The sequence below is a fragment of the Streptomyces sp. NPDC052701 genome (assembly GCF_040678355.1).
In the GTDB taxonomy this organism is placed as follows: Bacteria; Actinomycetota; Actinomycetes; order Streptomycetales; family Streptomycetaceae; genus Streptomyces.
The window spans coordinates 56,702-74,849 of record NZ_JBFATO010000031.1; the positions used below are offsets into that span (position 1 = coordinate 56,702).

The window sequence follows — 18,148 nt, forward strand, 5'->3', positions numbered from 1 at the left end:
CCGCCCCTGCCCCAGTACCCCGTCTGCCCCGCTACCCCGCCTCGGCCCTGGCCGGCACCCCCGGCGTCGCCGTGAGGGGTCCCTCCGCTCCCGCGTCGTGCGCCCCGCACTCGGCGAGCAGCCGCTCGGCCCGGTCCGCCGCGAGGTCCAGCCGGGCCAGCACCGCCGGGACGGCGATGCTGGGCAGGAGGTGCTCGAACAGCACGGTCACCCGGCGTTCCAGGTCCTGCCGCTGGCAGCGCAGCTGTGACAGCAACTGCACCCCCGAGAAGCTGCCGGCCAGCAGCTCCGCCGTCTCGGCCACGTCGACGTGCGGCAGGAGTTCGCCCTGTGCCTTCGCCCCGGACAGCAGCTGCGCGTTCCGGTCGATCCACATCTGGAAGGCGGGGGTGCGGTCGAGGTCCATGGCGCCCTGGTCGAGGGCGAGGCCCACGCTGGCCCGTACCAGTGCCTCGCTCCGCAGCCGCCGGGCGAGCACCAGGCCGGAGTCGACGAGTTCCTGGAGCCTGCTGGGCTGCGGGGGCAGGGAGATCGCCAGCTGTTCCTCGAACACGCCGATCGCCAGCTCCTCCTTGGAGGCGAAGTGGAAGTACAGCGCGCCCTTGGTGACCCCTGCCCGTTCCAGGATCTCCCCGATGGTGGCCGAGGTGTAGCCGCGTTCGTCGAAGACGGCCGCGGCCGCCTCCAGGATGGTGCGCCGGGTACGGATCGCGCGCTCCTGTCGCGCCATCGGATGCCTCCTGCTCCGCGTCGGCCGGTCGATCTGGTCGATCCGGGCGACGTCTTCGTCTGTCCCAGGTCTCCGGACGTCTCCATCCGCGCCGACGCCGGGTCCCCCTCTGCCTGACGTCTCCTCACCGGGGAGTCCGGCCCGCGACGTCCCCGCCCGTACGACGCCCCAGACGTCCGCAGACATCCGCAAACGTCCCCAGACGTCCCAGGCGCCCCCGACACGCCCCGGTCATCCGGACGTCCCCGCGAAGCCCGTTCGGCGCTCCGCACCGTCCGGCCGACGCCCCCACACCGCGCGTCGACGCGAACCGGCGGTAGCCGGAGCCGGCCGACACCAACCGGTATCAACAGTCGCCAACCGGCATCAACCCGAGCCGACCCACTTCAACCGACGCCAACCGACGCCAACCGCGTCAACCGGTGTCAACCGTTGCCCGCCGACATCCCCACGACACGGCCGCGATGCCTGCTCAGCGGCTTGGACCAGCTCGAACCGCCCTTGAACCACCCTTGGAAAAAAACCGTCTCGTACGTATCTTAGTGCCCACGTCGACCGGGACCAGGCAGTCGATCCTGGGGGTTCTCCTCATGTCTCACACGGGCCCATCAAGCGCGCCCACGGACGATCAGACCGGACTGGCGGGCGGTCCGGCAAACCCCGAGGGTGACGCGGTGAACGGAGCCACCGGGCACGGGCACATCACCAGGGTCGCCGAGGCCACCCAGTCCACTCACGCCACCCACTCCACCCCGTACACCCACTCCGCCGACGTCACCGGCACCACCCGCACCACCGACATCACCGAAGTCACCCCGCACCTCGCCCACCGTTCGCACGAGTCCGACGTCCTCCCCCTTCACTGGCGCCGCCTCTCCGGCACCCGCTTCCTCGTCACCGCGCGCTGGCCCGCCGACCACGGCTTCTTCGAGCCCGTCGACGACCGTCACCAGGACCCGATGATCGTCGGGGAAACGTTGCGGCAGACCTCGATGGTGCTCGCGCACGCCGAGTTCGGGGTGCCGGCCGACACGCACTTCGTCATGCGGGACATGACGGTCTGCATCGCCCCGTCCGCACTGCTGACGGCGGACGCCGCGCAGCCGGTCGCCATCGACGTCGTCTGCTCCGAGATACGGCTCCGGGGACGCGGCCTGAGCAGCATGCGCACGACGATGGAGTTCCGCCGCGCGGGGCACCTCGTCGCCCGCGGCACCGGCAGCACCGGCTGCACCTCACCCGCCGCCTACCGCCGGCTGCGGGCCCGCCGGCCGGCCGGCCCGGGCACGCCGGTCCCCCTCCTGCCCGCCGTACCGCCCGGGCTGGTCGGCCGTAGCCGGGCCGAGGACGTCGTCCTGTCCCCGGCCGGCCGCCCCGGCCTCTGGCGGCTGCGCGTCGACACCGGCCACCCGGTCCTCTTCCCCCACCCCAACGACCACGTCCCGGGCATGCTGCTGTTCGAGGCCGCGCGCCAGGCCGCGACCGCGGCAACCGGCCGGCGGCCCTTCCTGCCGAGCGAGATGGCGACCTCCTTCCGCCGCTACGCCGAACTGGACCGCCCCTGCTGGATCGAGACCGAGGTGCTGGACAAGGGCCCGGAGGAGGTGGAGGTCCGGGTGTCGGGGCAGCAGAACGGCGAGTCCGTGTTCACCGCCACGCTCACCTGCGACCCGACGGCCCCGCTGCGGTCCCTGCCGTGACGGTCACCCTCCTGGTCACCGGCGCGAGCGGCTTCATCGGCAGCCGGGTCGCGGACGCGGCCCGCCGGCGCCCGGACGTGCGCCTGCGGTTGCTGTCCCGCCGTACGCCACCGCACGCCGCCGGCTCCGGCGACCTCGGCGGCGGGACCGCAGCGGGCGCGGGCGGCCCCGCGGATCCGCCGCCCCGGCAGGGCGGCCGCACACCCCCGCCGCCCCCGCGCCGCGTCGTCGGCGACGAGACCGTCCCCGGCGACCTCGCCGATCCGCCCTCCCTGCGCGGCGGTTGCGCCGGGGTGGACGTCCTCGTGCACTGCGCCTCGCAGATCGGCGGTGACCCCGGCGTCGCCGCCGCCGTCAACGACGTGGGCACGCGGGCGCTGGTCGAGGACGCCGTGCGCCACGGCGTGCGCCGGATCGTGTACGTGAGCACGGCCGCCGTCTACGGACCGGGCCCTTTCCGCGGCGTACGCCCCGGCGACGTGCCGCTCGCGCCCGCCTCGGCCACCAGCCGCACCCGGGCCGCGGCCGAGCGGCACGTCCTGGAGGCGGGCGGACTGGTGCTGCGGCCGCACCTGGTGTACGGCCCCGGGGACCGCTGGGTGGTCCCCGGACTGGTCGGGCTGCTGAGGGAGTTGTCGGCGGCCGTGACCGGGTGCGAGGCGCTGCAGTCGATGATCGACGTGCGGACGCTGGGCCGTGCCGTGGTGGCCGCGGCCCTGTCCCCGGCCCACGGACCCGGTGTGCACCACGTCAACCACCCCGAGCCGGTGCGGGCCTCGGAGCTGGTCGCGACCGTGTGCGCGCAGGTCGAGGACCCCGGCGGCGGGGCGGTGGTGGACGTCGCCACCGCCCGGGAGCGGGCCGCCGGGTCCGCGCGCGCGCTGCATCACCTCGCCCTGCTCACGGTCGACCACTGGTTCGCGGACGACGGTTTCTGGAAGGGCCTGGACTGCGTTCCGGGCGAGGGGTTCGCCGGCGCGTTCACGCGCTCGGCACCCTGGTACCGGTCGTTCCTGCGGGCTTCCTGATCGCCCGCAGCTCCTCGGGGGCCGGACCCCGGGCCGGGGTGCCGTCACGGCCGTGCAGCAGGACGGGCAGCTCCTGGTGGCCGGTGGAGATGACGGAGCGCAGTCGTTTCGGGGGCCGGGCCGGGTCGGCCAGGGCCAGGTGCGGGAAGCGGTCGAACAGGGCGGTCAGGGCCGTGGTGGCCTCGGCCATGGCCAGGGGCCGGCCCAGGCAGTGGTGCACGCCGTGGCCGAAGGACAGGTGGTCGCGGCTGGTGGGACGGGTGACGTCGAAGCGGTCGGCGTCCGGGCCGTGCCGCTCGGGGTCGCGGCCGGCAGCGGCGAAGGAGACGACGAGGGGATCGCCCTTGGGGATGGTCAGGCCTGGCTCGATCTCGATGTCCTCGACGGCGTACCGCAGGCCCGACATGGCACCCGGCGCCTCGTGGCGCAGCGACTCCTCGATGGCGTCCTCCCAGCTCGCGCGCCCGGAGCGGACGAGGGCGAGCTGGTCGGGGTGGGCGAGCAGGCTGTGCACGGTGTTGTCGATGAGGTTGACCGTGGTCTCGTAGCCCGCGGTGAGCAGCAGGATCAGGTTGTCCATCAGCTCCTGCTCGGTGAGGCTCCCCTCCTCGTGCGCGGCGATGAGGGCCGTGGTGAGGTCGTCGGCCGGCCGGGCGCGCTTGGCGTCGAGGAACGCGGTCAGGGTCCGGTACAGGTCCTGCGCGTTGGCGTGGGCGTCCTCCAGTGAGATCTCCGTGTCGAAGAAGCGGTTGATGATGCGGTACAGGGCCTGGCGGGGACCGTCGGGACCGTGCGGTTCGCGCGGTACGCCGAACAGCTCGCACACCACCTCGTGCGGCACCGGCGCCGCGAACGACCGGCGCAGGTCGACGACTTCGCCCACCGGGACCCGTGCGAGGCCGTCCAGGACCCGGTCCACGATCTCCTGGACGCGGGGCAGGAGCGCGTCGACGCGGCGCTTGGTGAAGGCGGCGGCCATCGGTCTGCGCAGCCGGGTGTGGTCGGGTCCGTAGGCGGTGACCATGTTGCGCACCGAGACCCAGATCGCCAGCGGCCAGGTGCGGGAGACGTCCCCGTTGATCCAGGCCGGCCAGTGCCGGTACGCGTCCTTGCTGACCAGAGGGCTGGCGAGGAGCCGCTTGTTGAGCTCCAGGCCGCTGATCCACCACGCCCGTACGCCGCCGGGGAGTTCGACCTCGACGGCCGGCCCCTGGGCCCGTATCCGGGATATCTGGCCGTAGAGGTCCTGGCCGGAGGGGTCGATCGCCAGGAAGGGGCAGGACTGCTGCGCCATGTCGCATCGCTCCTTGCGTCAAGGGGCTCGGGAGACCATCGTGCGAGCCGCCCCGCCGGAACACGCGGCGACCGATTGGTTCCGGCCATGACGTGGATCACAGGGGCGGCCGGACGCGGCCGGCGCGGCGCTGCCCGGTCACCGCTCCTGCTCCGGGCGGTTCCCGCGCACCGCTCCTGCTCCGGGCGGTTCCCGCGGCGGCGGCCCGGGCGCCGAGACGCCGACGGTGGTCGCGGCCGGCGCGCCGCTCGGCCTCCTGGTCACCGGGCTCGACCGGGCCGGCAGGGGAGCCGCGCCCGTCCTGCTGTCGGTGCGCGGCACGGTCGAGCTGCCGTGGACGGCTGCGGACGGCCGCCGGCGCCTCGGCCGCCGCGTGCGCGGTACCCGCGGTGGCGGCGTCCGCCGTCCCCGCCACGCTCCTCCTGCGCCGCCGCGCCGTGGACCTGGCGGGCGTACGGGCGTGACGGCCTCGCCGGGCCCGTCGGCCTCTGAGACATCTCTCACACACCGGCAGGTCAGCGTACAGCGAAACGGGCGGCACCGTGATCGGTGCCGCCCGTTTCGACGGTGTGGGGCACCGACGGAACTCGCTGTGTACAGACCCGGTGGCGGGGTTCCGGCGCGGTGGAAGCACGCGACCGCTCTCGGGTGCCGGTGCGTGGTCGGCGAGCAGGGCCGTACCTCGTCGGCGGGCGGCGGTATGTTGAACCCCGGCGGAAGGAGTCCTGTATGGAGTCGCCTTCGCGTGCTGTGGCCAACCAGCCGGTCAGGGCGGGGCGTCCGCGTGTCACCTCGCGTGCCGATCTGGAGCGGCTCGGCTTCGAGTTGTTCGCACAGCAAGGCTTCGACGCCACCACGATCGACGACATCGCGGGGGCCGCCGGTATCGGCCGGCGGACCTTCTTCCGCTACTTCTCCTCGAAGAACGACCTGGTCTGGGGCGACTTCGAGCAGCACCTGGCCGGATTCCGGACCCTGCTGGACGCCTCTGACCCGGGCGTGCCGGTGATGGTGGCCCTGCGCGAGGCCGTCGTGGAGTTCAACCGGTTCGACGCAGACGTGGTGCCCTGGCACCGGCAACGGATGGAACTCATCCTGACCGTGCCCGCCCTTCAGGCCGATGCTGCCCTGCGCTACGCGTCATGGCGCGCGATCGTGACCGACTTCGTGGGACGGCACCTGAGTCTGCCGCCGTCCCACATGGTGCCGCGGCTATTCGGCCACACCGTGCTCGCCGCCGCCGTCACGGCATACGAGCACTGGCTGGCCCAGGAAGGCGCCGAGCTGAGCGGGCTGCTCAACCTTGCCATCCGGCGGCTGGACGAGGGCTTGGGCGCAGTGTGACCGCCTCAGGGCAGGTCGCGCCGGATCGCGTCGGCGATCAGCTCGCCGACGAGGACGGCCGTCGCGGCGGGGCCGCGGTGGGGGGTGTCCGGGAGGATGGAGGTGTCCGCGACACGCAGCGCGCGCACGCCGTGCACCCGGCCGAACTGGTCGACCGCGCCGCGGGTGGGGTCGTCGGCGGGCCCCATCGGAACGGTTCCGCAGGTGTGCTGGGCCGTGCTGAGGCGGCCACGGATCCAGTGGTCGAGCACGCGGTCGTCGTCGAGGAGGCCGGACACCGGTTCGATCAGGCCGGAGGTGAGTGCCGCGAAGGGGGGCGTGCCGAGGAGTTCCGCGGTGACGCGGACGGCGGTGCGCAGCCGGCGCCGGACCTCCGGGGCGCTCGGATATCGGTAGTCGATACGGGGCGGCACAGCGGGGTCGGCGGACCGTAAGCGCAGGCGTCCGGTGGGCCGGGGCAGTTGAACGGAGGCGAGGAAGGAGAGCGGGGCGCCGGGGACGCGCACGGCACCGCTGGTTAGTCCGACCATGGGAATCAGGGACTGGAGGATCTCCACATCGCCCGGGCCGCGATCGGCACACGGGGCCGAGGTGCCTGCGGAGGACAGGTGCAGGCAGCCGCCGAGCCAGGATTCGGCGGGCTCACCCAGGTCGTCGCGCGGTGCCCAGTCGAGCACGATCTGCGGGTGGTCGCCGAAGCGGGTGCCGACCGCGGGGGCGTCGTGGACCACGGGGATGCCGATGCGCCGGAGGTCGGCACGAGGGCCGATCCCGGAGAGCAGGAGAAGGCGGGGGGTGGCGAGGGCGCCTGCGCTGAGGACGACGGTGTCCGCGTCAAACGTGATGTGGTTGCCGCCGCGTTCGGCCAGCACGCCGGTGGCGCGGCCTTGCTCCACGACGACGCGGTGAGCCGAACAGGTATCGAGAACCGTGAGGTTGGGGCGGTCGAGCACCTCGGGCGGCAGGTAGCTGAGCCCGGTGTTGCGGCGTACGCCCTCGACCGAGTTGGAGGGCACGGGGCCGAAGCCCGCGGGGGCCTGGTTGTTCTTGTCGGGTTCCGGAGGGAAGCCCAGTGCACGGGCGGCTTCGCGGAACGCGGAGGCGGCCGGGTGCGCGAGGCGGCTGCGCGTGATCCGCATCGGGCCGCTCTGCCCGTGCGCCGGGCCGGGACCGAAGTCGAGGTCGGTCTCCAGGGCGCGCAGCAGGGGCAGGACGTTGTCGTAGGCCCAGGCGGGGTTCCCCTCGGCGGCCCAGCGGTCGAAGTCCTCGCGCCGGGCCCGGATGAAGTAGCCGCCGTTGACCGTGGTGGATCCGCCGAGGACACGCCCGCGGGGCGCCAGCCACGGCCGGTGCGGAGTCAGTCGTACGGCGTGGGCGTGTACGGCCGGATGATCCGGCTGTGCGCCCGGCACCAGCCGCGCGTCGAGCAGTGCGGGGCCGAACTCGGCCGCGCCACGCGGGACTCGACCAGCTTCCAGCAGCAGCACCTTCCGGTCGGCGTCCTCGCTCAGCCGGGCCGCAAGCACGGCACCGGCACCTCCGGCGCCGACCACGACGACATCGGGCCGGGGGTTCACGGCAGTCGGCCCTCATCCGCACGGACGACAACGGCCGTACGGACGACAACGGCGACGACGAGGACGGGGTGCCGGCCAGGTGTCATGGCTCAGAATCCAAGCCCGCCACGGCCATTGTGCGCAAGCCCTAGCTGTACTGCCCTGTGAGGTTGGGGACGTGGCTGGCGGGTGGTTGGCCTTTGAGCGCGGTGTGGCCGCGGTGGTGATTGTGGGTGTGCGGCCAGCCGGGGAACGCCTGGCGTCGTTCCTGCTCGGAGCGGTAGGGGCGGGCGTAGGCCCATTCGTCGGGCAGGGTGCGGTTGAAGCGTTCGGCCTTGTCGTTGGTCTGGGGCCGGCAGGGCCGGGTTCGTTCGTGGGCGGTCCCGGCCGCGGCCGGCAGGTCGCGCCGGTCGCGGGAGCGGTGGCAGGAGCCGTTGTCGGTCAGGACCCGTTCGACGGTGATTGCGGCCTGGGTGAAGAAGGCGTGGGAGCGCTGCCGGAAGGCGGTGGCGGTCTGTTTCTTCTCGTCGGTGTGGATCTGGCTGTAGGCCGGGCGGGAGTGGTCGTCGAGGGCGGTGTGCAGGTGGCTGTAGCCGGCGCCGGAGCGGGTCCTGTGGCCCGCCCGGCGGCCCAGCACCTTGTGGCCGCCGCCGTCGGGGATGTTGCCGGGCTTTTTGATGTCCACATGCACCAGCTCGCCGGGCCGGTCCCGTTCGTAGCGGTGTGTGACGTGGCCGGTGGCCCGGTCCAGGTGCGTGAGGCGGGCCGGGCCGAAGCGGGTCAGCACCCGGTGCACGGTGGAGGGCACCAGGCGCGGCAGGTGCGCGGTGCGGGCCGGTCCCCAGCGGCCGGGCCGGTCCCCAGCGGCGCAGGAGGCGGACCTTGATGATCCGGCGCTCGGTGCGGGTCGGGGTGCGGCGCGGACTGGTGTGCGGGCGGGAGGAGCGGTCGCACATCCCGGCCTCGCCGAACTGCCGGCGGCGCTCGGCCCAGCACCGGGCCGTGGTCGGCGAGACCTGGAAGCGTTCCGCGGCCCGCCGCAGCGGCCAGCCGTCCTCCACGACGCACCGGGCCAGCCGAAGGCGCCCCGTCGGCGTCAGCGGGGCGTTACGGTGGGACACGAGGGCCTCCTGAGTACCGGTCGTAGATCTCGCAATCCACACCGAACCCAGAAGGCCCTCACCTCTTCAAGCACCCAGCACGCGTGTCACCAACGTCCCGGGACAGAACAGCCAGGGCCCCGGACACGGCGACGGAGGTACCCGGACCGGCACCACCACCACGTCAGGGCGCGCCTCGCTAGGCGATCTCGCGGGAGACGATCCGGAGGTCGGCCGGGAGGTCCTGGCGGCGTGTGATGCTGAGCTTGCGGTAGACACGGGTCAGGTGCTGCTCCACCGTGCTGACCGTGATGTACAGCTCCCGGGAGATCTGCCGGTTGGTGTAGCCGCGGGCGGCGAGTGTGGCCACCCGGCGTTCGGACTCGCTGAGGGTGCCCTCGCTGTCGGGCAGCGCGGGTGCCTGTGCCGGACGGCGGACCGGATGCACCTCGGCACGGACGCCGGGCAGGATGCGCTCGCGCAGCGGTTCCGCACCGCAGGTCTCGGCGAGGCTCCACGCCTGCCGCGAGGAGGCGCTGGCCTTCGCCGCGTCGCCGTTGTCCTGGTGCGCCTGTGCCAGATCGGCCAGCGCCTGGGCCAGTTCCAGGCGGTCTCCGGACTTGCGCAGCTCGTCGACCGCCTGTTGCAGCAGGGCGGTCCTGCGAGCGGCCGGCTGTGTCGCTGCCCGCAGCCGCAGCGACGTGCCGCGCACCCAGGAGCGCCGGGCGTCGGGCTTGGCCATCTGCTGAAGGAGCAACTGCTCCGCCTGTTCGGCGTCCCCGAGCCGCAGCAGCACCTCCGCGGCGTCACCCCGCCAGGCCAGCACCGAGGGGTGGTCCAGCCCCCACTCCTGGGCGAGTCGCCCGGCCTCCAGGAAGTCCGCCAGTGCCGAACGCAGTTGACCGGTGGCCAGCCAGTGCAGACCACGGGCGCGCAAGTACGGCAGACCGTGCACACTGTGGAAGAGAGTGCTCGGAACCGGCTGCTCCAGCTGGGCTGCCGCCGCGGCATGTCGGCCCATCGAGGTGCGTGCCCGGATCAGATGGGCCGCCGGGCTGCCGGCGAAGGCGTTCCCGCTGCGCTGGGGCAGGAACTGCAGTGCCTGGAGGGCCTGTTCCTCCGCGCCCCTGAGGTCGCCCAGCCGCAGCAGCGCTTCCGCGTGGAGCGTGGCGAAGACCGCACGCCACGCCGGGGCCCTGTAGCGGCCCGCCTCCGTCAGGCGTCTTCGGCACCAGGCCACGGCGGACTCGGGCTGCTCGGAGTGGATCAGGGTGCGGATCGCGCGGGCGATCGGCAGCAGTGTGGTGTCCTGGAGCGCGGTGGTCTGCAGAAACCATTCGCACGAAGCCGTCTCACCGGCCGGGTCGGCGTCGGGGAGGGGCCAGTCGGTGCCTTCGGCGGGGGCGCCGCACTCCGTGCCGAGTGCCTCGGCGATGTGCCGGCGCGTCTCGTGCGCCTCCTCGAGGCGGCCCTGCGCGAGGAGCACCGAGGCGAGCGACTCCATGCGCTCGGTCGCCAGCCCGCCGTCGCGCAGGAGGGCCAGCGGCTCGCTCAGGTGCTGCTCGGCGGTGGCCGGATTCAGCCGCCAGGTGATCGCCGAGAGCCGGATCTTGATCTCCGCGCGCTGCTGGGGATCGGGCCGGCCGGCGTACGCCGCCTCCAGCACGGCCGTGGCCTGCTCGAGGTCGTCGGCTTCGACCAGTTCCTCGGCGGCGTCCCGCAGCAGATCGGTCACCCACTGCTCCTGCGGCAGTACGGCTCCCGACTGCTGGGCGGTCACCAGGTGCCCGGCAACCCGGAGGGCGGGCCGCCCCCCGTCGTACAGGACCTCCGCTGCGCGTCGGTGGAGTTCGGCGCGGTCTGCGGTGTTCATCCGGCCCAGCAGCGCGGTCGGGACGGCGGGATGGCCGAAACGCCTGTCCTCGACGATGCCCGCGGCGGCGAGCGACGCAAGCTGGTGGGTCACGTCGGGCACGGTCATGTTCAGCAGGCGGGCGATCTCGGCCTCGGTCCCGTCCGTCCCGAGGACCGCGACGGCCCGGGCCACGTCCAGCGCCACCGGACCGCTCCGTCGCAGACAGGTCTCGGCGGCCTGGACGAACAGGCCGCCCACCGCGGGGAAGTCCGCGAGCGGCTCGCCCGACGCCCGCGGCGCCGTCCAGCGGTACTCCTCGGCCAGGGCGCGCAGCAGCAGCGGATTGCCGCCGCTGGACCTGTGCAGCAGGGCCGCGAGGTCTTCGTCGTACTGCGGAGCGGAGCTGGCGAGTGCCGCGGCCGCCTCCTGCGGTGCGAGGCGTTCCAGGCGGGCGCGGGTGACGCTGTCCCGCCGCAGCAGTTCTGTCCGGAAGTCGATGTTTGGCGCTTCGTGCAGGGGGGAGGTCAGCACCAGCAGGAACGACGCCGAGTGGGCGTGTCGCAGGACGTGGGCCAGGAAGCGCAGTGAGGCGTCGTCCACCAGGTGCAGGTCGTCGACGCAGGCCACCACCGAGGCGTCGGCGGTCGCCGCGTGCAGGCCGGCGCAGAAGACGTTCATGGCGGCGGTCACCGAGGCGTCGTCGAGCGAGGAGGGCGGCGGCAGCGGCCCCGGCCCCGCCGAGGCGAGCAGTTGCCGCATCACCCCGAGCGGGAGGGTGCTCTCGGCGGCCGATCCGAAGGCCTGGAGCACGAGCGCGCCGCTGCGCGCCGCCCGTTTGGCGAAGGTGTCCAGTACCTCGCTCTTACCGCAGCCGACCGCCCCTTCGATCAGGACGGTGTGCGCTTCCCCCGACGCGCAGGTTTCGAGCCTTTTGTCCAATGTGTGCAGTATTGTTTCGCGACCAACCAGCGTCACTTCGCCCCCGTGTCGTCTCGATGTCGCCGGTCGCGCCCGTACGGCTCGGCCGCTCCGGTGCGCAGTTGGCGTAGAACGGCTTGTGCCGAGTGCAGGTATCGCTGCGAGCTTAATTCGGCTCTCCTTTGACGCCCAGTGTGTGCAGGGAATAATTCGAGCCAATTTCGAAGAGTTCCGGCATGCGGAAATGGCCGACTCGCCGCGCGTCACCGAAGGGTTTCGCAGTGAAATCCGGACGGACGGGGCAATCGCTAGGGGGATTGAGTCGCGAAGTAGGGGTTTCCCGCTCTGGCGGACCCGGTCCTTACACAGCTTGAATGGGGTAACCCGGACGGCTGCGCACCGGAGGGCAGGGCTCCGAATGAGAGCACCTGGAAAGGAAGCCGAGACGTCATGACCGAATCGTTTGCCTCCAACGGCGCCTGGATCCGCCGGTTCCACCCGGCGGACCAGGCGCCCACCCGCCTGGTGTGCTTTCCCCACGCGGGAGGATCGGCGACGTTCTACTTCCCCGTGTCGCGCACGCTGTCACCGGGCGTGGACGTGCTGTCCGTGCAGTACCCGGGCCGGCAGGACCGGCGGCACGAGCCCTGCATGAAGACCGTCGCCGAACTGGCCGACGCGGTGGTCGAGGAGCTCCTGCCGTGGGCGGACCGGCCGCTGAACCTGTTCGGTCACAGCATGGGAGCGTCCCTGGCCTTCGAGGTGGCCCTGCGGCTGGAACAGCGGGGACTGGCAGTTCAGGGGCTGTTCGCCTCCGGCCGGCGGGCCCCGTCCCGGTTCCGTCACGAGACGGTCCACCTGGCCGACGACGACACGCTGATCATGGAGCTGGGGCGGCTCAGCGGCACCGAGTCGCAGGTACTGGGCGACCCGGAGATGCTGCGCATGATCCTGCCGGCCGTACGCAACGACTACCGGGCCGCGGAGACCTACCGCTTCACCGGGGACACGCGGCTTGCCTGCCCCGTCACCGCGCTCGTGGGGGACCAGGACCCGCAGGTCACCGCGGCGGAGGCGGAAGCGTGGGCCGAGCACACCACCGGGGCCTTCCGGCTGCGGTGGTTCGAGGGCGGCCACTTCTTCCTCAACGCCCATGCCGCCGAGGTGATGTCCGTCATCACGGACCACGTCGGCGCGTCCGCGGTGGGGTCCCGGTAGGGCAACGCCTCCCTCACGGCGGGCGCCGACAAGCGAAAGCCCGATGCGCCCGGTACATGTTCCGCGCCCTTCTCTTTTCGGAACGCCACCTTCCGCCAACTATTTCCAGGTAATTTACAGGCTTGTAAACTCCGCGTATAATGAGTGCGTTGGGGATTCTTTGTCACGGCGCACCAGGGACGCTCCTGGTCTGCCCGGGTGCGGGTGTCGTCCCGTCAACACCGCCGGAGCCATACTCTGCCTCTTGTGATGTTCCGCCGCTCCTGGATTCGGACACGTGGATTGTCACGAGGAGGGTAATCCATGCACGTGCAGCCCGTGCCCGGTGTGAGGGCGAATGTTCTGCAGAGCGGAGAGCTCCTTCTATGTCTGCGTGACGGTGAGACGCACGTTTTTCCGAAGCTTTGCGCCGCGTTGTGGATAGCTTTGCGGCAGCATGACGGAGACATCGACCGGGCGGCGGTCGCGCTCGCCGAGATGTGGGATTCCGCACCGGTCATCCTCCACGCCGAACTGGACATCTGGGTGGACGACCTGCGCGCCGCGGGGCTGGTCGCGACGACCCCCTGAGCCGTCGGCCACCGCTCCACGCCCGGCGACGGCCGCGCGCTCACGGCACATTGCGCAAAAGGCCCGCGTCGCTGAGTTCGTTCGCCCACACCTCCAGATCCGACCGCATGCAGGGCGGATCGACGTCCCACAGTGCCGCCAGCAGATCGGCGGCGGCCTCCAGGTGCCCGTCGTTCTGCCGCAGGGCTATCCACATCGCGGTGTTCACCGGGCCCCAGCAGGTACGGACCCCCGACTCCTGAGAGTGCAGTTCCAGGTCCCCGTTCTCCAGAACGACTGCCGTTACGCCCGGACTGGGTCGAATGGGCACGATGGCCTCCCCGCGGACCTCGTGCAGCCCGCTCTCCCGTATCACCGACAGGTGGCCGCCCGCGTGACCCGTGCACCGGGTCCGCCTGACGGCACTCCTTCATGGTGGCAGGGTGTGCGAGTCCGGGAGAGGGGGGTGGATCCACTGTTGAGGTGTAGGAGGCACCCGGTCGGTCGGGCCGGCTGACATGAGATCGCATGGTGATGGCGCTGCCACCCCTCAGCAGGCTTGCGGAGGCCGCGGCCCGGCGCTGCCCACCGCGTACTCGCGGTGGAGCGTCAGTCCCGCCGGCAGGTCGGCCCGGCCGCTGACGTTGAGCTCGCGGTACACGCGGGTCAGGTGCTGTTCGACCGTGCTGACCGTGATGAACAGGCGGCGGCTGATCTCCCGGTTGGTGTGCCCCAGGGCGGCCGGGGCCGCCACCCAGCGCTCGGCGCCGCTGAGCACCGGCTCGGAGACGGCGACGGCCGGTTCCGCCTCGTCCCGGGTGCGCTGCTGCGGAAGCTCCGGCACCTTCAGCGTGCGGGCCTCCTGCGCGGTCTGCCGGGCCACCACGCGGGCCCGGCGGTACTGCCCCTGCTCGTGGTGCACCTGGCTCAACTCGTCCAGTGCCGAGGACAGTTCGAGCCGTTCGCCGGACTCCTGGAGGGCATCGACGGCCTTCCTCAGCAGGGACGACCGCGCCTTGGCCTGGCTGGCCTTCGCCAGGACGCGCAGCGCGTGACCCCGCACCCGGGGATTGTCCGCCCCGGGCCGCCGCAGTTCCTCCTCCACGAGCTCACGCGCCGTCTGAGTCTGGTTCATGCGCAGGTGCGCCAGGGCCAGGTCGCTGCGCCAGGGCGCCAGGGTCGGCAGGTCCATGCCGCACTGCTGCTTCTGGTCGCCGCACCGCTGGAAGTCGTTGACGGCGGCCAGGACCCGGTCGTGGGCGAGGTGGTGACGGCCGCGGGCGTGCAGATACCGCATCCCGAGCACCGTCTCGAACATGGCGGGCGGCACGGCCCGGTCGGGCGGCGACGCGTGCCTGCCCACCGCGATGTCCGACAGCAGGGCGATCGACAGGGGCGGACCGGCGACCACGCCCCAGCTCTGCATGGGCATCAGCTCGAGCGCCTCGCGTGCCTGCGCGCCCGCCTCCGCCAGGCTGCCCTGCCGCAGATGGATGTCCGCGCGCAGCGCCGTCAGCACCGCCTGCCAGGTCGTGGCCCCGTCCTGCTGAGCCTGCTGCCGCAGGGAGTCGCACCAAGGGGCCGCGAGATCCGCTCTGTCCGCGTAGACGAGGGCGGACAGGGCGCAGGCGATGGCCCCCAGCGTGTGGTCGCCCAGCCGGCAGCTGCGCAGTATCTGCTCGGCGTGGTGCGCCACCCGGCTGCTGCTCCGCGCGGCCAGTGCCGCGGTCAGGGTCGCCCCCACCTCGGCCCACACGTTGCCGTTCGCCTTGGCCGGCTTCCGGCTCAGCGTCACGTCGGCGGCGGACGAGGCGTCCCGCAGGGGCCGCCGCGGCGAGCCGTGGATCCACTCCCGCGTCAGCCGCAGCTCGGCCACCGTCTCGGAGTCCGAGGTGGCGTCCGCGCCGCCGAGGACCTCGGCGGTGACCTTCTCCGCGTCCTGGCTGCCCTGCCACAGCAGACGCCGGGCGAGCAGTGCGGCCTCCGAGCCGTGCAGCCTCCCGGCGTTCAGCGCCTCGTGCAGAGGGGCCAGATGCCGGGCGGCGGCACTGGGGTTGGCGCGCCACTCGATGCGCATCAGCGCCTCCCGGACCGCCGTGCGGGAGGCCTCGTCGACACAGGCGCCGAGTGCCAGGGTGAGGCACTGGACCGCGAACTGGGGGCGGTGGACCGACGGGGCTTCCGCCGCCGCCTTCCGCAGCGTGTCGGCGGCCCACTGCCTCTCACCGCGGTCCGCGGCGATCAGGTGGTGCGCCACTCGGAGGCGGCGCCCCCGTGTTCGTGGAGCAGGGACGCGGCCCGCAGGTGCAGCACCGTGCGGTCGGCCGGCTTGAGGCTGGCGAGCACCGCCGCGCGGGCCGCCCGGTGCTGGTAGACGTGGCCGTTCAGCAGACCGGCCTCCTGGAGCACGTCGATGATCTGGGCGGCCGTGTCCTGTCTGACGCCGATCAGCCGGCGCACCATCGAGGGGGACGAATAGTCGCCCAGCACGGCCAGCGCCCGCCCCCACCTCTAGCACCAGCGGACCCCAGCGGTGCAGGCAGCCCAGTACGGCCCGCCGGAACGCGCTGCCCGGTGCCGCCGCGGGTCCCTCCTCGGTGCCGGAGGTGTCACCGGCCGCCTCCTGGCCGCCGGCCGGGCCGTCCTGGAGCAGGGCGTGCACCAGAAGGGGGTTGCCGCCGCTCCACTGATGCAGGCGCTCGGCATGGAGCGGGCCCGCAGCCGCCGTCGGGTGCTGCGCCGCCAGTTGCGCCACGGCCTGCCTGCTCAGCATGGACAGCTTGATCAGGCAGTGCGGGCGGCGGGTGAGCTCGGCGTGCGAGCGCACCGGGACGGCGGCCCGATGGTCCCATTCGGTGAAGACCAGCATCACCCGGGCGGCGCGGATGCGGCGCTGCAGGTACAGCAGCACCTGTAAGGAGACCGGGTCGACGAAGTGCAGGTCGTCGACGGCGATGACCAGGGGACGTTCACGGGCGAGGTCGAGCAGTACGGAACAGATGCCGTGGACCCGGGTGACGTGGGGCTGACGGACCGTCACGGAGTCGGCGTCCTCCTCACCGGACGCCGGTGCCGAGACCGTCACCATGCGCGCCACGTCACTGGCGACCGCCGGGGGCAGGGCCGGGCCGCGGAACAGCTGGTCCAGCACCCCCATCTGGAGGGTTCGTTCGGCGCGGGAGCCGGAGGCGGTGAGGACCAGGGCCCCCGAGGCCGCGGTCCGGTCGGTGAACGCGTCGAGCAGGGCGGTCTTCCCGCTGGCCAGGCCGCCGTTGATCAGGGCCACTTGCCCGCGACCGGCAGCGCTCTCGCATGGGAGTTGTTCGAGTGGTTCGATGGGTCGATCGCGTTCAATGAGCGTCATGTCGCGGACCCCCCGCTATACGCGCGTGTGGCAAGGACGTATGACTAAGACGTGTGACCGAATATAGCCCAACCCTCGGGCTCGTGGGGAAGTGGTTTGTCGATAACCGACAGACCCCAGGCGGCCGTTCTGCTTGCAGGTGCACAAAGGCCGGGGCTTCTGGAGGTCAGAAGCCCCGGCCGAGCCGCACCCCGACGACGGGGGTGGCGTGGGGGTGCGGCGGTCCGTGGGTGCGGCCGTGACCGCGGATGGAGCGCATCCGTACATATGTACGCATGAGACATACGTACGTTCGATAGGACGGTCCGTCAAGACGCCTTGCGCTGCTGCCTGATGGGCTCTCCCGCCCGGTGCAGGTGGGTGAGGGCCTCGCGGTAGGACTGGATCAGCCCGGTCTCGTGGTACGGCACGCCGATCTCCGCGCAGTACTTCCGCACGATCACCTGGGCGCGTCGCAGATGAGGCGTGGGCATGCTCGGGAACAGGTGGTGCTCGATCTGGTAGTTGAGCCCTCCGAGCATCACGTCCGTGAACCAGCCGCCCCGCACGTTGCGGGAGGTGAGCACCTGGCGCCGCAGGAAGTCGGGCCGCTCGTCGCCGGTGAAGGTGGGCATGCCCTTGTGGTTCGGGGCGAACGTGCAGCCGAGATACACCCCGAACAGGCACTGGTGCACGGCGAGGAACGCCACGGCCTTGCCGGGGGAGAGCACCAGGAACAGCACGGACAGGTAGGCCGCTATGTGCAGGAAGAGCAGCGCGCCCTCCAGCACCCGGTGCTTCATAGTCGGCGAGCGCAGCGCCCGCACGCTCGACACGTGCAGGTTGAAGCCCTCCAGCGTCAGCAGCGGGAAGAACAGGAACGCCTGGTGGCCGCCGATGACCCGGGCCAGGCCGCTGCTGTCGCGCGCCTGTTCGGTGGACCACACCAGGATGTCCGGAGCGACGTCGGGATCGAGCTCCTCGTGGTTGGGGTTGGCGTGGTGACGGGTGTGCTTGTTCATCCACCACCCGTAGCTCATGCCGATGCCGAGGTTGCCGAAGAGACGGCCCCACATCTCGCTCGGGCGGCGTCGGCGGAAAATCTGACGATGAGCCATATCGTGCGTCACGAGAGCGACTTGGCCGAAGACGAGGGCCATCGCGGCGGCGAGGACGAGCTGCCACCAGGTGTCGCCGAGTGCGAAGAAGGCCGCCCCGCCACCCAGCAGAGCCGCGAGCACCAGGCCCAGCCGCACGGTGTAGTAGCCCGGGCGCCGGTCCATCAGGCCCGCCTCGCTGATGCGTTGGGAGAGTCTGGCGAAATCGCTGCCGGTGCCGGAGGGCCGCGCAGGGCCGGAGGGCCGTGCGGCCGCCACGGGAGCGTCGATGGAGAACGTCATGGACTCGAGTCTGGGCAGGAACGCTCCGCGCCGACAGCGGGCCAGGTACCGGATCCGTCGGGGGACTTCCTCCCGGTCCTCCCGGGGGTTATCACCACCCCTACGCCGCTGAC

The 18,148-nt window shown here is 72.3% G+C and carries 13 protein-coding genes and 1 pseudogene; 5 read left to right on the forward strand and 9 right to left on the reverse strand.

Features of this window, described 5'->3' with window-relative positions:
* Positions 1-31 precede the first annotated feature (31 nt).
* Positions 32-730, reverse strand: a complete 699-nt coding sequence (locus AB0L29_RS27575; protein ID WP_365830595.1) for a ScbR family autoregulator-binding transcription factor — start codon at positions 728-730, stop codon at positions 32-34.
* Between the two features lie 674 nt (positions 731-1,404).
* Here AB0L29_RS27575 and AB0L29_RS27580 point away from each other — a divergent pair.
* Complete coding sequence (locus AB0L29_RS27580; protein ID WP_365830597.1) at positions 1,405-2,430, forward strand: ScbA/BarX family gamma-butyrolactone biosynthesis protein; 1,026 nt, start codon at positions 1,405-1,407, stop codon at positions 2,428-2,430.
* Positions 2,427-3,458, forward strand: a complete 1,032-nt coding sequence (locus AB0L29_RS27585) for an NAD-dependent epimerase/dehydratase family protein (protein ID WP_365830599.1) — start codon at positions 2,427-2,429, stop codon at positions 3,456-3,458. The genes AB0L29_RS27580 and AB0L29_RS27585 overlap by 4 nt, the downstream gene beginning before the upstream one ends.
* On the opposite strand, the gene AB0L29_RS27590 is transcribed toward AB0L29_RS27585, so the two are convergent.
* Positions 3,412-4,752 (reverse strand): cytochrome P450, encoded by a 1,341-nt coding sequence (locus tag AB0L29_RS27590; RefSeq protein ID WP_365830601.1) that lies wholly within the window; start codon positions 4,750-4,752, stop codon positions 3,412-3,414. The genes AB0L29_RS27585 and AB0L29_RS27590 overlap by 47 nt on opposite strands.
* Positions 4,753-4,849: 97 nt before the next feature.
* On the reverse strand, positions 4,850-5,167 hold the full coding sequence (locus AB0L29_RS27595; protein WP_365830603.1) for a hypothetical protein: 318 nt from the start codon (positions 5,165-5,167) through the stop codon (positions 4,850-4,852).
* 314 nt (positions 5,168-5,481) lie between these two features.
* On the opposite strand from AB0L29_RS27595, the gene mftR reads away from it, so the two are divergent.
* Positions 5,482-6,096: a mycofactocin system transcriptional regulator gene (mftR, locus tag AB0L29_RS27600; RefSeq protein WP_365830605.1), complete on the forward strand. Its 615-nt coding sequence runs from the start codon at positions 5,482-5,484 to the stop codon at positions 6,094-6,096.
* A gap of 5 nt (positions 6,097-6,101) precedes the next feature.
* Here mftR and AB0L29_RS27605 read toward each other — a convergent pair whose 3' ends face one another.
* The 3 genes and pseudogenes from AB0L29_RS27605 to AB0L29_RS27615 form a co-directional block, all read right to left on the reverse strand.
* Positions 6,102-7,673 (reverse strand): GMC family oxidoreductase N-terminal domain-containing protein, encoded by a 1,572-nt coding sequence (locus tag AB0L29_RS27605; protein ID WP_365830607.1) that lies wholly within the window; start codon positions 7,671-7,673, stop codon positions 6,102-6,104.
* Positions 7,674-7,800: 127 nt separating this feature from the next.
* Positions 7,801-8,773, reverse strand: a pseudogene (locus AB0L29_RS27610) (IS481 family transposase).
* A 178-nt stretch (positions 8,774-8,951) separates the two neighbouring features.
* Entirely contained in the window at positions 8,952-12,065 is a 3,114-nt protein-coding gene (locus AB0L29_RS27615; protein ID WP_365830609.1) for a BREX system ATP-binding domain-containing protein, read from the reverse strand.
* On the opposite strand from AB0L29_RS27615, the gene AB0L29_RS27620 reads away from it, so the two are divergent.
* Both AB0L29_RS27620 and AB0L29_RS27625 read left to right on the forward strand, forming a co-directional pair.
* Positions 11,976-12,743, forward strand: coding sequence for an alpha/beta fold hydrolase (locus AB0L29_RS27620; RefSeq protein WP_365830611.1), 768 nt, complete (start codon positions 11,976-11,978; stop codon positions 12,741-12,743). The genes AB0L29_RS27615 and AB0L29_RS27620 overlap by 90 nt on opposite strands.
* Before the next feature lie 426 nt (positions 12,744-13,169).
* Complete coding sequence (locus AB0L29_RS27625) at positions 13,170-13,313, forward strand: hypothetical protein (RefSeq protein WP_365830613.1); 144 nt, start codon at positions 13,170-13,172, stop codon at positions 13,311-13,313.
* Between the two features lie 40 nt (positions 13,314-13,353).
* Here the strand turns inward: AB0L29_RS27625 and AB0L29_RS27630 are convergent, their stop codons facing one another.
* The 3 genes from AB0L29_RS27630 to AB0L29_RS27640 all read right to left on the reverse strand — a co-directional run bounded on the left by AB0L29_RS27630 (position 13,354) and on the right by AB0L29_RS27640 (position 18,035).
* Entirely contained in the window at positions 13,354-13,623 is a 270-nt protein-coding gene (locus AB0L29_RS27630) for a PqqD family protein (protein ID WP_365830615.1), read from the reverse strand.
* A 219-nt stretch (positions 13,624-13,842) separates the two neighbouring features.
* Positions 13,843-16,656: an AAA family ATPase gene (locus AB0L29_RS27635; protein WP_365830617.1), complete on the reverse strand. Its 2,814-nt coding sequence runs from the start codon at positions 16,654-16,656 to the stop codon at positions 13,843-13,845.
* 308 nt (positions 16,657-16,964) lie between these two features.
* Entirely contained in the window at positions 16,965-18,035 is a 1,071-nt protein-coding gene (locus AB0L29_RS27640; RefSeq protein ID WP_365830619.1) for an acyl-CoA desaturase, read from the reverse strand.
* Positions 18,036-18,148 lie beyond the last annotated feature (113 nt).

Excerpts from the sequence above, each read along its gene's own strand:
- AB0L29_RS27575 (WP_365830595.1), bottom strand. The coding sequence starts at position 730 with ATGGCGCGACAGGAGCGCGCGATCCGTACCCGGCGCACCATCCTGGAG.
- mftR (WP_365830605.1), top strand. The coding sequence starts at position 5,482 with ATGGAGTCGCCTTCGCGTGCTGTGGCCAACCAGCCGGTCAGGGCGGGG.
- AB0L29_RS27640 (WP_365830619.1), bottom strand. The coding sequence starts at position 18,035 with ATGACGTTCTCCATCGACGCTCCCGTGGCGGCCGCACGGCCCTCCGGC.
- AB0L29_RS27635 (WP_365830617.1), bottom strand. The coding sequence starts at position 16,656 with ATGACGCTCATTGAACGCGATCGACCCATCGAACCACTCGAACAACTC.
- AB0L29_RS27620 (WP_365830611.1), top strand. The coding sequence starts at position 11,976 with ATGACCGAATCGTTTGCCTCCAACGGCGCCTGGATCCGCCGGTTCCAC.
- AB0L29_RS27590 (WP_365830601.1), bottom strand. The coding sequence starts at position 4,752 with ATGGCGCAGCAGTCCTGCCCCTTCCTGGCGATCGACCCCTCCGGCCAG.